Source organism: Sphingomonas sp. R647 (genome assembly GCF_020177055.1).
Classification (GTDB): Bacteria; Pseudomonadota; Alphaproteobacteria; order Sphingomonadales; family Sphingomonadaceae; genus Sphingomonas.
In genome coordinates this window covers 333,849-346,659 of the sequence record NZ_JAIQXT010000001.1, presented here as the reverse complement: position 1 = coordinate 346,659, position 12,811 = coordinate 333,849, and the positions used below count along the sequence as shown (strand labels likewise).

The 12,811-nt window shown below is 66.1% G+C and carries 12 protein-coding genes and 1 tRNA gene; 2 read left to right on the top strand and 11 right to left on the bottom strand.

Going from position 1 to position 12,811, the window contains the following annotated elements; translation table 11 throughout:
* Window positions 1-71: 71 nt before the first annotated feature.
* The 5 genes from tig to K9B35_RS01510 all read right to left on the bottom strand — a co-directional run bounded on the left by tig (window position 72) and on the right by K9B35_RS01510 (window position 4,508).
* The gene (gene tig, locus K9B35_RS01530) at window positions 72-1,685 is read right to left on the bottom strand and encodes a trigger factor (RefSeq protein ID WP_224920042.1); all 1,614 of its coding nucleotides are present in this window, start codon (window positions 1,683-1,685) and stop codon (window positions 72-74) included.
* A 69-nt stretch (window positions 1,686-1,754) separates the two neighbouring features.
* Window positions 1,755-1,839 (bottom strand) — tRNA-Leu (locus K9B35_RS01525).
* Between the two features lie 106 nt (window positions 1,840-1,945).
* On the bottom strand, window positions 1,946-2,344 hold the full coding sequence (locus K9B35_RS01520) for an HAD family hydrolase (RefSeq protein ID WP_224920041.1): 399 nt from the start codon (window positions 2,342-2,344) through the stop codon (window positions 1,946-1,948).
* 50 nt (window positions 2,345-2,394) lie between these two features.
* A complete protein-coding gene (locus K9B35_RS01515) occupies window positions 2,395-3,015 on the bottom strand; it encodes a response regulator transcription factor (protein WP_224920040.1) in 621 nt (206 codons plus the stop codon).
* The gene (locus K9B35_RS01510) at window positions 3,012-4,508 is read right to left on the bottom strand and encodes a PAS domain-containing sensor histidine kinase (protein WP_224920039.1); all 1,497 of its coding nucleotides are present in this window, start codon (window positions 4,506-4,508) and stop codon (window positions 3,012-3,014) included. Before K9B35_RS01510 ends, K9B35_RS01515 begins: the two co-directional genes overlap by 4 nt.
* A 130-nt stretch (window positions 4,509-4,638) precedes the next feature.
* Between K9B35_RS01510 and K9B35_RS01505 the strand changes: the two genes are divergently transcribed.
* Complete coding sequence (locus K9B35_RS01505) at window positions 4,639-5,292, top strand: OmpW/AlkL family protein (protein WP_224920038.1); 654 nt, start codon at window positions 4,639-4,641, stop codon at window positions 5,290-5,292.
* Window positions 5,293-5,352: 60 nt separating this feature from the next.
* On the opposite strand, the gene K9B35_RS01500 is transcribed toward K9B35_RS01505, so the two are convergent.
* From K9B35_RS01500 to K9B35_RS01475, 6 genes are all read right to left on the bottom strand, one after another.
* Window positions 5,353-6,018, bottom strand: a complete 666-nt coding sequence (locus tag K9B35_RS01500; protein WP_224920037.1) for an NAD(P)H-dependent oxidoreductase — start codon at window positions 6,016-6,018, stop codon at window positions 5,353-5,355.
* A gap of 13 nt (window positions 6,019-6,031) precedes the next feature.
* The gene (locus K9B35_RS20250; RefSeq protein WP_224920036.1) at window positions 6,032-6,835 is read right to left on the bottom strand and encodes a universal stress protein; all 804 of its coding nucleotides are present in this window, start codon (window positions 6,833-6,835) and stop codon (window positions 6,032-6,034) included.
* 79 nt (window positions 6,836-6,914) lie between these two features.
* A complete protein-coding gene (gene hemN / locus K9B35_RS01490; RefSeq protein ID WP_224920035.1) occupies window positions 6,915-8,261 on the bottom strand; it encodes an oxygen-independent coproporphyrinogen III oxidase in 1,347 nt (448 codons plus the stop codon).
* 4 nt (window positions 8,262-8,265) lie between these two features.
* On the bottom strand, window positions 8,266-8,382 hold the full coding sequence (cydX, locus tag K9B35_RS01485; protein ID WP_224920034.1) for a cytochrome bd-I oxidase subunit CydX: 117 nt from the start codon (window positions 8,380-8,382) through the stop codon (window positions 8,266-8,268).
* Between the two features lie 16 nt (window positions 8,383-8,398).
* Window positions 8,399-9,547 (bottom strand): cytochrome d ubiquinol oxidase subunit II, encoded by a 1,149-nt coding sequence (cydB, locus tag K9B35_RS01480; RefSeq protein WP_224920033.1) that lies wholly within the window; start codon window positions 9,545-9,547, stop codon window positions 8,399-8,401.
* A 25-nt stretch (window positions 9,548-9,572) separates the two neighbouring features.
* On the bottom strand, window positions 9,573-11,153 hold the full coding sequence (locus K9B35_RS01475) for a cytochrome ubiquinol oxidase subunit I (protein WP_224920490.1): 1,581 nt from the start codon (window positions 11,151-11,153) through the stop codon (window positions 9,573-9,575).
* 122 nt (window positions 11,154-11,275) lie between these two features.
* Between K9B35_RS01475 and K9B35_RS01470 the strand changes: the two genes are divergently transcribed.
* Entirely contained in the window at window positions 11,276-12,808 is a 1,533-nt protein-coding gene (locus K9B35_RS01470) for an ATP-binding cassette domain-containing protein (RefSeq protein ID WP_224920032.1), read from the top strand.
* Window positions 12,809-12,811: the final 3 nt, after the last annotated feature.

Sequence of the window (12,811 nt, the reverse complement as noted above, 5' to 3'; positions counted from 1 at the left end):
AGTGTGCGGCACCGTGGACCCCGGCACAACCCGATAAGGGCGGGCCGGGGTCCCGATGGCCTTCAGCGGATTTAGTCCGCCTTCTTCTTTGCGGGAGCCTTCTTCTTCGGCGCTTCGGCCTCAGCGTCGTCGGCCTTGGCAGCCTTCTTCGCGGGTGCCTTCTTCGCAGGCGCTTCGGCTTCCTCGACCGGGGCGTCTTCGGCCTTGGCCTTCGCCTTCTTCGCCGGCTTCACGTCTTCGGCAGCAGGCTCAGCGGCGGGCTCGTCGGCCTTCTTCGCCTTGGCCTTCTTTGCGGGCTTGTGGTCGTGATCATGGTCGTGGTTGCAGTCCGGGCCATGGACGTGCGGCACCGCGCCTTCCTCGCTCTCGATCGCGGCTTCCAGCTCTTCGCGGGTCACTTCGCGCTCGCTGATTTCGGCGGTGCTGAACAGGAAGTCTACGACCTTGTCCTCATAGAGCGGGGCGCGCAGCTGGGCGGCGGCCATCGGCTCCTGCTGGATGTACTGGAAGAAGCGCTGCTGGTCTTCCGGGCGATACTGCTGTGCCGCCTGAGCGATCAGGCGGTTCATTTCCGCCTGCGTCACTTCAACGCCATTCGCCTGGCCGATTTCCGAGAGCAACAGGCCAAGGCGCACGCGGCGCTCGGCAATCGCGCGGTAATCGCCGACTTCCTTTTCGAGATCGGCCTTAGCCGCCTCGGGATCTTCCTCATGGCCGGCTTCGTGCTGAAGCTGCGCCCAGATCTGCTGGAACTCGGCTTCGACCATCGACGGCGGGACCGGGAAGTCATGGCCAGCGGCGAGCTGATCGAGCAGCTTGCGCTTCATGTACGTGCGCGTGAGACCGCCGGTCTCATTCTCCATCTGACCGCGCAGGATGCCGCGCAGCTGATCGAGGCTTTCAAGGCCCAGATTCTTGGCGAGGTCTTCGTCGACCTTCACTTCGCCCGACACCTTCACCGCGGTGATCTTGAGGTCGAACGTCGCGGGCTTGCCGGCCAGCGTGTCGACGCCATAATCCTCGGGGAAGTTCACTTCGATCTGCTTTTCATCGCCAGCCTTCACGCCAACGATCTGGTCCTCGAAGCCCGGGATCAGACGGCCAGAGCCGATCTCGATCGCCATGCCCTCGCCCGTGCCGCCATCGAATGCGACGCCGTCGACCTTGCCGACGAAATCCATCGTGACCTGGTCGCCCTGCTTCGCCTTGTAGCTGGCCTTGGCGTCTTCCCACGACTTCTGCTGACCGGCGATCTGCATGATCTGCGCATCGACTGCCTCGTCGCTGACCGGAACGATCAGGCGCTCAAGCTTCAGGCCGTCGATCGACGGGGTGGGAACGTCGGGCAGCACTTCCAGCTCGACCTTCACCTCGGCGTCGCTGCCCGGGGCGAATTCGCCCTCAAGGCTCACCGACGGCTGCATCGCGGGACGCAGCTTGTGGTCGGCGATCAGCTTCTGCACGCCTTCTTGGATCGTCGTGTTCAGCGCGTCCTGAGTCAGCGCCTCACCGTGCATCTTGCGGACCAGGTTGGTCGGCACCTTGCCGGGGCGGAAGCCGGGCATGCGAATCTGCGGGGCCACGCGCTTCACTTCGGCATCGACGCGGCTGTCGATATCCTTGGCGGTGATTTTCAGGGTGTAGGCGCGCTTGAGGCCTTCGTTCAACGTCTCAACGGTCTGCATTCTAACGGGCTTCCTGCTCTGGAAGTGGAATCGGTATCGCGGCATCCACCATGCGCGCCGGGCGGAAACTGGTGCGGGCGAAGGGACTCGAACCCCCACATCTTTCGATACTGGTACCTAAAACCAGCGCGTCTACCAGTTCCGCCACGCCCGCATTCAGGACACCGCAGGTCGGGCGCGTCTATAGCAATGCAGGTGCCGGGGGCAAGGGCGATGCAGCTTATGGTGCAGAATCCCGCAAAAGCAGGGTCGAAACCCCGCTAAACCTGCCCTGAAAGCCCGATCCGCCACGCATGCGGCGCAACCGGATGGGCGAGGATCAGGTCTCGGGAGCCGATCATAAGCCCGTCACGCTCCGGCACTGCGGCCGCATCGGCAATCACCGCGAGCCGCCCGCGCCACCCGCGAAACCGCAGCCGCCCGACTGCGGCAAGGCTCTCGACACCTGCCCGCACCGATATGATCAGCCAGTCCGCCTCAACCGCCTTGGGATCCTCGGCCAGGGTTGCGGCGCTGTCATAGGAGCGGACGCGATGCCGCTGCCCCGACAGCATCAGATACAGCGCCCGGCGCGACACATCGTCCGGGTCCACCAGCGCGATCGCCAGTGCGGCGTCGGCCTCATGTCCAGCAGAGGGATTGGGGGCAGGCTGATCCATTTGGACCCAACATGCCGCGCCCGGCGTCCCGCCGCCTTCCGGAAATATCCTTAGTTGTCGACACTGAGGCCCGCCGCGAAGGCGATGCGCAGTGCTTCGGACAGGCTGCGCACCTCCAGCTTGGTCATTAGGTTAGCGCGATGCACTTCGACCGTGCGCGGCGAGATGCCCAAGTCATAAGCGATCGTCTTGTTCGGGTTGCCCGCGACCAGCCCGCGCAGCACGTCGCGCTCGCGTGCGGTCAGCGCGGCGATTCGCACTGCGGCCTCCTGCCCTTCCACCTCAGCATTGCCGGCGCGGCCCAGCCGTTCGAAACCGCGATCAAGCGCCGCGATCAACAGTGCCTTCTCAAACGGCTTTTCGAGGAAATCGAGCGCCCCCTGCTTCATCGCGGTCACGGCAGTCGCGACATCGCCATGGCCGGTCAGCACGATCACCGGGAGCGCGATGCCACGCGCGTTCAGTTCGCGCTGAACCTCCAGCCCGTCCATTTCCGGCATCCGGATATCGAGCAGGATGCACCCGGGGTCGGGGTGCCGCGCGTCGCGAAGGAACGCCACGCCCGAGGGATAGGCGCGGACGTCATAGCCCGACGTCTTGAGCAGAAAGCTCGCCGAACGCCGAACGGCATCCTCGTCGTCGATCAGGTGGATCAGCGGCTTGTCGCTCATTCTTGGGTCTCCGCACTGGGAATGGTGAACCACAGGATCGTCCCGCCACCGGCACGCGGATCGGCAGCGATCCGCCCGCCATGCGCCTCGACGATCGTGCGGCAGATGGACAGGCCGAGGCCAAGGCCATCGGGCTTGCTGGTGTTGAAGGCGTCGAACAGGCGCGGACGGATCGCCGGGTCGATGCCGGGGCCGGTATCGCTGACCTCGACGCGGATCATGCCGTCGGGCTGGACGCGGGTCGCAATGGTGACGTCGCGCACCGGCATGTCCGCCAGCGCCTCGACCGCGTTGCGGATCAGGTTGACCAATACCTGCTGGATCTGGACCCGATCGACCAGCGCCAGGCGGGCATCGGGGTCGAGGTCCTTGAGGCCCCTCACCCCGCGCTCCCGCGCCCCGGTCATGGCGAGCCGGGTGGCGTCTTCGACCATCTGGGGCAGCGATTCGACGCGCTTTTCGACCTCGCCACGCGCGACGAATTCGCGCAGGCGGCGCACGATATTGCCCGCCCGCAGTGCCTCGTTTGCCGATTCGGAGACCGCCTCGCCCAGCAGCTCAAGATCCGGTTCGCCCGCCGCGATCAGATCTCGCGTCGCTTCCATATAGTTGGCAATCGCAGTCAGCGGCTGGTTGAGTTCATGCGCCAGCGTCGACGCCATCGTCCCCATCGCCGACACACGCGAAACGTGGACGAGCTCGGATTGCAGCTCCTTCATCTGCAGCTCGGCACGCTGCCGTTCGGACAGGTCGCGGATGAAGCCAGTGAAGATGCGGTGCCCGGCGCTGCGGGCTTCGCCGACCGCGAGCTCCATCGGAAACTCGCTGCCGTCGCGCCGCTTGCCGACCACGATGCGCCCGATGCCGATGATCCGGCGCTCCCCGGTCCGGCAATAATGGTCGATATAGTCGTCGTGCCGCAGGCGATCGCCATCAGGCATCATCATCGCGATATTTCTGCCGACGACCTCCGCCTCGGCATAGCCGAACAGCCGTTCCGCCGCCGCGCTGAACGACAGCATCTGGCCGCGCTCGTCGATCACGATCATCGCATCGGGCACGGTCGCCAGGATCGAGCGGAGATGAAGCTCGCTCCGCGCGACGGCTGCTTCAGCGGCCTTGCGGTCGGTAATGTCCTCGATCGTCCCGCCAAAGCCGAGCAGCGTGCCATCGTCGTCGCGTAGTGCGATGATCCGGGCATCCGCGGCGAACTCCGTCGCGTCCTGCCGCCGCCGCCAGCCTTCCTCGGCATAGCGGCCATAGGTCACTGCGCGGTCGAGATCGTCGCGGGGTTTGCCGGCGGCGGCGTCGGCCTGTGAATAGAGCATCGCGACCGATTGCCCGACCGCAGCGCTGGCGGCATAGCCGAGCAGGATCTGCGCGCCGGGATTCCAGCTGCGGATTGTGCCGTCCGGATCGACCACAAATTGCGCGCGATCAAGATCGCTCGCGATGAATCGCGCGGCAAGCTTCTCGACACTGTCGCCGCTCATTTCCATTCCCCGCCTATGGCCCCGGCATCCGGGCAAAACCCATTGGGAAAACTACCAATGCAGTCGCGCGCCGCAATATCCGATGCCGCCGCCGCGCACCCATCGCGCAGATCGTATCGGGGAACTACCCATGAAAACCACCCATGTCCTCATCGGCGTGCTGGCCTGTGCGGCCGGTGTGCAGCCTGCCATCGCCAAGGAAGGCGATTTCCTTGTGCGCGGTCGCGCCATCCTCGTCGCCCCGACCGAAAGCTCGGGTCCGGTGACCCCAGGCTTCCCGGGCAGCGAAGTCGGCGTCAGCGACAGCGTGATGCCCGAAGTCGACTTCACCTATATGCTGACCGACAATATCGGCGCGGAGCTGATCCTCGCGACGACCAAGCATGACGCGCAGGGCCGCGGCACGCTGTCGGGCTTTGACGAACTGGCCAGCACCTGGGTGCTGCCGCCGACGCTGACGCTGCAATATCATTTTGCGCCCGAGGGGAAGGTGCGGCCCTATGTCGGCGCGGGAGTGAACTACACCATCTTCTATTCGACGAAGGCGAGTGACGCGCTGGTGGCGGCGATCGGCGCTACCGATGTCGAGATGGACGACAGCTTCGGCTATGCGCTTCAGGCCGGGATCGACATCGACCTCAATGAGAAGATGTTCCTGAACCTCGACGTCAAGTACATCGACATGGACACCACCGCGCGGCTGCGCACCGGTGCGGCGACCAATACCGCGCGGGTCAGCATCGATCCGATCGTAGCGGGCGTCGGCGTCGGCTTTCGCTTCTGATGCAAGAAAGGGCGGCGAACCGGTTGGTTTGCCGCCCTTTTCTGCGCGCTCGATCCGGACCTAAACGTTCGGCTCAAGCAGCAGCTTGGGCGGCAGATCGCCATAGCGCAGTACCGTGGCCCGCTCACGCGCGGTCTGACGGACGATCGACAGATGCTCCGCGACGAACCGCGCGTCGAGCCCCGGCACCACCGCATCGAAATGGACATGGTGGCAATCGGCAAGACCGAAGGCGCGGGTGAGATAGGTGTCGAACGCCTGTTTGAGCGCGAGCCACTGCCCCCGCTCCTCCAGCCAGGGCCGCGTCGCTGCCGAGGTCGAGAAGATGATCAGGCGCTTGCCGCGCAGCACCGGGTTGGGCAGGTGCGCCTTCAGCTCTTCGGGCGAGAAATCCGCGCCCATCACCCGATCGACATAACCCTTGATCATCGCCGGCGGCATGCCGAACCAGATCGGATAGACGAGGACGATCGCGCTCGCGCCCTCGATCTGGGCGAGCGAGGTGGCGACATCGGGGCGCGGCTTGAAGCCGGGTCCGGGCAGTTCGTCGCGGCGCAGCAGCGGATCGAAGTTGCGCGCGTAGAGGTCGTCGACTTCGACCACCTGATGCAGGCTTTCGACCTCTTGCCGGTAGGCGCGGACGATCGCGTGGTTGAAGCTGTCGAGGCCGGGATGTCCGAGGACGACCAGGTGGCGCAGGCTTGCGGGATCGCGAGGCTCGGTCATCGGCTCTGCTCCTTCACTGCGCGAGGAAGACGGGATAGGGGCTGTTGTGCAGCAGGTCGCGCGTGACCCCGCCGAACAGCGTCTCGATCAGGCGCGAGTGGCCAAAGCCGCCCATCACGATCAGCGCTGGCTCGATCCGCAGCGCCTGGGCGAGGATCTGCTGGCCGATGCGGCCGGATTCGGCGGGCACGACCATGATCTCCGGGCGGATCCCATGGCGCGAGAGGTAGCTCGCCGCCAGCTCGGGCGGGTGCTTGATCGACCCGCGATCGATGCTGAGGATCCGCACTTCGCGGGCAAGCGCGAGGATCGGGATGGCGGCACGCAGCGCCGCGTCGGATTCGTCCGACCCATCCCACGCCACCAGCGCGGTGCCCTGAAGTGCGATCCCGCGCGTAGCGCTGGGGACGGCGAGTACCGGACGGTTGAGGCGCAGCATCGACGCGACCACGCCATCCATGTCGCCGCCGGGAAATCCGTCGAACACCGTGTTGATGACGACAAGATCGGTCAACGCAGTATGGCTGGCGAGGCAAGAGGCGACGTCGCCCATGCACTCGGCAAGGGTCCAGGGTGCGTCGTCGATCAACAGCCGCGCCTTGATCCGGGCGCGGTTATCGTCCTGCACCGCGAGTTCTTCGCTGATGTAGCCCGCGAGCGTCGCCGGGCCGATGACCGGGTCCTCCGCGATCGGGGGCATTGCGGTCACGTCGATCGCAATGAGGTGCCCATGGAGCCCGCGCACCAGGTCGAGCGCGGCCTGAAGTCGCGACTCCTGGCCGGCATCGGCGTGAATCAGTACGGCAACATTCTTCACAGCCCGTCTCCCGAGTTTCATGGGAGCAAGGCTAGGCCCCGTGTGCCGGGGTCACTATGAGGAGTGATACGTAGACGGATCAGACCGCCGCGCTGAACTGGCCGCGACTGACCGCGCGATAGCGGTCGAACGCCGCGGCGGCGAGGCGGGCATAGGGTGCGCCGGTTGGGGCGACTGCGATGTTCCAGCCGTCACGAAGGATCACGCCCTGCTCTTCCAGTTGGTCGAGCAGGGCCGGGTCGTGGCAGAGCTGCTCCGCCGTCGCACCATGCCGCGCCGCGATCACCGCGACATCGATCCGCCCGTCGCAGAGTAGGCGTTCGATAACTTCGCCCGCCGCGGCATCATGGGCATCGCGCACGACGCCGCGAACGCCCGCCAGCTCGCCGGCCAGCACCGCCATGCGATAGCGGCCGACATGCTTTTCATTCTGGACGATCGCGCCGTCGAACTGGCTGATCGCCGAAGCGCCAAGGCCGATCAGCGTGGTGGCGCGATCGTCGGTGAAGCCTTGAAAGTTGCGGCGCAGATCGCCTGCCCGCGCAGCGACCGCCAGACTGTCATCGCGCCGCGCGAAATGGTCGAAGCCGATCGCGTCATATCGTGCCTCGACCCACAGATCATGGGCCAATGCGCGTTGCCAGAAGCGCGCCTCTGCGCCGGGCAGTTTCGATGCATCGATCTGCCGCTGGCGCGGGAGCATCGCAGGGAGGTGGGCATAGCCGAACATCGCGACCCGGTCAGGCGCCAGGCGTCGCGCGGCAGCGACCGTCGCGGCGATATCGTCCAGCGTTTGACCGGGCAGGCCATACATCAGGTCGAGGTTGATCCGATCGATCCCGGCGCTGCGTGCCTCGGCAATGGCTGAGGCGACCTTGGCGAAGGGCTGGATACGTCCGATCGCGGCCTGCACGAGCGGCGCAAAGGTCTGCGCGCCGACGCTGATCCGCCCGATCCCTGCCCGCGCGAATGCATAGGCATGGGCGCGGCCAAAGAAGCGCGGGTCGATCTCCGCCGCCCAGTCCGCGTCCGGGGCAATGTCGAACCGCTGACGCAGGGTGCAACACAGTTCGGCGAAGGCTTCGGGGCTGAGCGCGTTGGGGCTGCCGCCGCCGAAATGGACGGAGGTCACCCGCCCGCGCATGCGTGCCGAAACCGTTGCAAGCTCCGCCGCGATCGCCGCCCGATACACGTCGAGCCGCTGCGGCCGCCCCACCGCCCCGGTGTTGCATCCGCAATACCAGCAGATCTGCTCGCAATAGGGGATGTGCAGGTAGAGCGAGACCGGCGTGCCCGGCGCAATGGCGTCGAGCGCCGCCGCCTGATCCCCCGCCCCCACCGCCGGTCCGAACTCGGCGGCGGTGGGGTAGCTGGTGTAGCGGGGCACCGCACGGGCGGCGAGCGCGGGCAGGTAACGGTGGGTCACCGGATCAGCCTTCGACGATCTGGTCTTCGGACGGCGGAGAATGGAACTCGTGCCAGATGCCGTTGAGCACGGCGACGGCGACGGCCAGCGTCACGCCGAGAATCCAGGCGAAATACCACATGGCGGCTTCCTTTCGATCAATAGTAATCGGGGTTGGTGCGGACCTGCTCGATCGTCACCCGACCGAACAGCACGCGATAGACCCATGCGGTGTAGAGCAGCACGATCGGCAGGAAGACGAGCGTGACGCCCAGCATGATGAACAGCGTGGTGTGGCTGGACGATGCATTCCACACCGTCAGGCTCGAGGTAGGATCGATCGCGCTCGGCAGGATGAACGGGAACATCGACAGTCCCACGGTCCCGATGATCCCGACATTGGCGAGCGAGGAACCCGCAAACACCAGCACATCGCGGCGCGCGCGGATCCCCGCCAGCGCCACCAGCGGACCGACGAGGCCGATCAGCGGTGCAGCGATCATCCATGGATAGGCCGCATAATTGTCGAGCCACGCACCCGGGGCTGCGACTGCGCCGGTGAAGCGCGGGTTGGACGGGCCGGCGGTGTCGACCAGCCCCTCGACCCGGAAGCCAAGGCCGCCCCAGGCGACATAGAGGCCGCCCGCGACGAACAGGACGACTGCAGCGACCGCAGCGAACTGCCCGATCGTCCGCGCCCGATCGAGCACCGGCCCCTGCTCCGCCTTGAGCGACAGCCAGCCCGCGCCGTGCAGCACCAGCATTGCGACCGACAGCAGCCCGGCGAGCAGGCTGAACGGGGTGAACAGGCCGAGCAGTGTCCCGTCATAGAAGGAGCGCAGGTCGCTATCGAGGCGGAAGGGCAGCCCGAGCAGGACGTTGCCGACCGCAACGCCGAACACCAGAGCGGGCACGAACCCGCCGACGAACAGCGCCCAGTCCCAGCGCGCGCGCCACTTCGGGTCCGGCCGCTTCGAGCGGTATTTGAACCCGACCGGCCGCAGGATCAGCGCGGCGAGGACCAGGAACATCGCGAGGTAGAAGCCGGAGAAGCTGACCGCATAAACGAACGGCCATGCGGCAAAGATCGCGCCGCCGCCGAGGATAAACCAGACCTGGTTCCCCTCCCAGGTCGCGCCGACGGTGTTGATCACCATGCGGCGTTCTTCATCGGTCTTGGCAATCCATGGCAGCAGCGACGCCACGCCGAGGTCGAACCCGTCGGTCAGGGCAAATCCGATCAGCAGCACGCCCATCAGCAGCCACCATATGACGCGGAGCGTCTCGTAATCGAGCGGTAGGGTCATGATTGGTCTCCTTGTCCCGCGCGGCTCATTCGGCCGCGACGGTCTGGAAGGGGTTGGGCGCGCCGGCGGGGGCGATGGGCTCGGCTTCGGGAGCGCCATGCTCAGGGCCGTGCTTGATCGCGCCGAGCATCAGCCGCACCTCGATCACCGCGAGCACGCCATAGATCAGGGTGAAGCCGATGATCGTCGTCCACACCTGCGCCACAGTCAGACTCGATGCGGCGAGGAAGGTCGGCAGCACGCCTTCGACAGCCCAGGGCTGACGCCCGATCTCTGCAATCAGCCAGCCCGACTGGATCGCAACCCATGGCAGCGGGATTACCCACAGCGCCGTGCGCAGAAACCATTTGCGGTCGAACTTGCGCGTGTTGGCGTAGTAGAGCGCAACCCCGAAGAAGGCGATGAAGAAGAAGCCAAGCCCGGCCATCCCGCGGAACAGCCAGAACAGCACCGGCACGTTGGGCACCGTCGACCACGCCGCCTTGTCGATCGCGGCCGCATCGGCCTGACGCGGGTCGGCGACATAGCGCTTGAGCAGCATCGCATAGCCAAGATCGGCCTTGTGCCGCTCGAACTGCTCGCGCGCGGCGAGGTTGGTGCGGTCGACCTTGAGCTTTTCCACCGCATCATAGGCGTCGATGCCGCGGATGATGCGGACGCGGGCCTGTTCGACCAGCGGCGTGATCCCGGCGACCTCGCCGGTCAGGCTGCGGGTGGAGATAAGGCCGAGGACATAGGGGATCTTGACCTCATATTTGGTCTCGCGCCCCTCATTCGACGGAATGCCGAAGATCGACAGGCCGGCCGGCGCGGGATCGGTGTGCCACGCACCCTCGATCGCGGCTAGCTTCATCCGCTGGTTGTCGGTGAGTGCATAGCCGCTCTCGTCACCAAGCACGACGACCGACAGCGAGGAGGCAAGGCCGAACGCCGCCGCCACCGCGAAGCTGCGCTTGGCGAATTCGACGTGGCGCCCCTTGAGCAGATACCAGGACGAGATGCCGAGCACGAAGACGGAAGCGAGGACATAGCCCGCGCTGACCGTGTGGACGAACTTCGCCTGCGCGACGGGGTTGAACACCACCGCCATGAAGTCGACGACCTCCATCCGCATCGTTTCGGGATTGAAGCGCGAGCCAATCGGGTTTTGCATCCAGCCATTGGCGACGAGGATCCACACCGCCGACAGGTTCGTGCCGAGCGCGACCATGAAGGTGGTCAGCAGATGCTGCCGCTTGGACAATTTGTCCCAGCCGAACACCATCAGGCCGATGAACGTCGCCTCAAGGAAAAAGGCCATCAGCCCTTCGATCGCGAGCGGCGCGCCGAACACATCGCCTACATAGTGCGAGTAATAGGCCCAGTTGGTGCCGAATTCGAACTCCATCGTGATGCCGGTGGCGACACCAAGCACGAAGTTGATTCCGAACAATTTTCCCCAGAAGCGCGTGATGTCGCGCCAGATCGGCCGATCGGTGATCACATAGACCGTCTCCATGATCACAAGCATGAAGGCGAGGCCGAGCGTCAGCGGCACGAACAGGAAGTGATACATTGCCGTGAGCGCGAACTGGAGCCGCGACAGCTCGACAACTGCCATATCTATCATCGTCATTTCCCCCCTTTTGCGGGACGTGTACCGCGCTGCCCTAGGTGGCGCGCTGGCATGCCGACATCGGGAATAGTACGGACTCGACCCGGCATCCGATTAGGCAGAAGGTCCACCCCATGCGAAAAGGCAGTCGCGCCGGAGGCTTCTGGCTTCTCGATATTGGTGGCGCCGCGGCCTTTGCATGGGGGCTGGCGGCGGCCGTTTCCGCGTTGATCGACGGATCGACGCCGCTGACCGGCATTCTTGCAATGCTGGGTGGCGGCGCGATCCGTGCGCTGTCGGGCTTTGCCGCCCAGTCGCTCGCGATCCGTGAGGCACAGCGCAGCGTCGCCCCGTTGCGCGCGCGACTGCATCGCCGCCTGCTCGGCGAGCCGCTTCCCCGTGCCATCCCGATCGGGGAGAGTGCCGCGATTGCGATCGACCATGTCGACCGGATCGAGGCGCATGCCGCGCGCTTCCTGCCCGTCCGGTACGCGGCGGCGATGGGGCCGCTGCTGGTCGCGGGTTGCGTCGCGCTCGCCAGCCCGATCGCAGCCGCGATCCTGATCGGGACGCTGATCCCGTTCATTCTCGGCATGATCCTGGCGGGCACGATGGCCCGCCGCGCCGCCGACGCACAGCTGCGCGCGCTGGAGCAGCTTTCGGACCTGTTCGTCGAACGCCTGCGCAGTTTGGCGATGATCCGGCATTTCGGCGCGGGCGAGCGGATTACGCGGCAGATCGGTGCCGCGACAACGGGCGTCGCGACGCGCACGCTGGTGGTGCTGCGGATCGCGTTCTTGTCGAGCGCGGTGCTGGAGTTTTTCGCGGCGCTCTCGGTCGCGTTGGTCGCGGTCTATTGCGGGTTCAGCCTGCTCGGCATCCTCCCCTTCCCCGTCCCGGAGACACTGACATTTCGCGAGGCGCTGTTCGCGCTGGCGTTGGCGCCCGAATTCTATCTGCCGATGCGCCGCCTTGCCTCCGCCTATCATGAAAAGCAGCTGGGTGAGGCCGCGCTTGCGGTGGTCGATCCGCTCTGCGAGCCTTTACCGGAATTAGCTGCCACGTCTGCTTCGTTTTCCGGGATCGCGGTCTCAGGGCTGGTCATCGCATGGCCCGGCGCGCGCATTGGCCCAGTGTCGTTCAGCCTTGGTAGGACCGGGCTGGTCGCGCTCACCGGCCCGACGGGGAGCGGCAAGACCAGCGTGCTCGCCGCCTGTGCGGCACAGGTCGCCGCGTCGGAGGGGACCGTGTCGGCTATCGCCGGGCCGGACATTGCCTGGGCGGCACAGCGCCCATTGGTGGTGCCGGGAACGCTGCGCGACAATCTCGCGCTTGCCCGGCCCGATGCGCGCGATGCCGAGATTCTTGAGGTATGCCACCGCGTCGGGCTCGACCCGCTGCTCGCGGCGCGCGGCGGGCTGGACCTTCCGCTTGATCATCGTGCGGCGGGGTTGTCCGGCGGCGAGCTTCGCCGCCTTGGCCTGGCCCGAGCACTGCTGTCGCAGCGTCCGGTGTTGCTGTGCGACGAGCCGACCGCCGATCTCGATGCCGCCAGCGCCGCGCAGATCACGGCGCTGCTCGTAGAACTCGCCAAGACCCATGCGATACTGGTCGCGACCCACGACATGGCACTCGCAGCACATGCGCAAGCGGAGGTGCGGCTGTGAGGG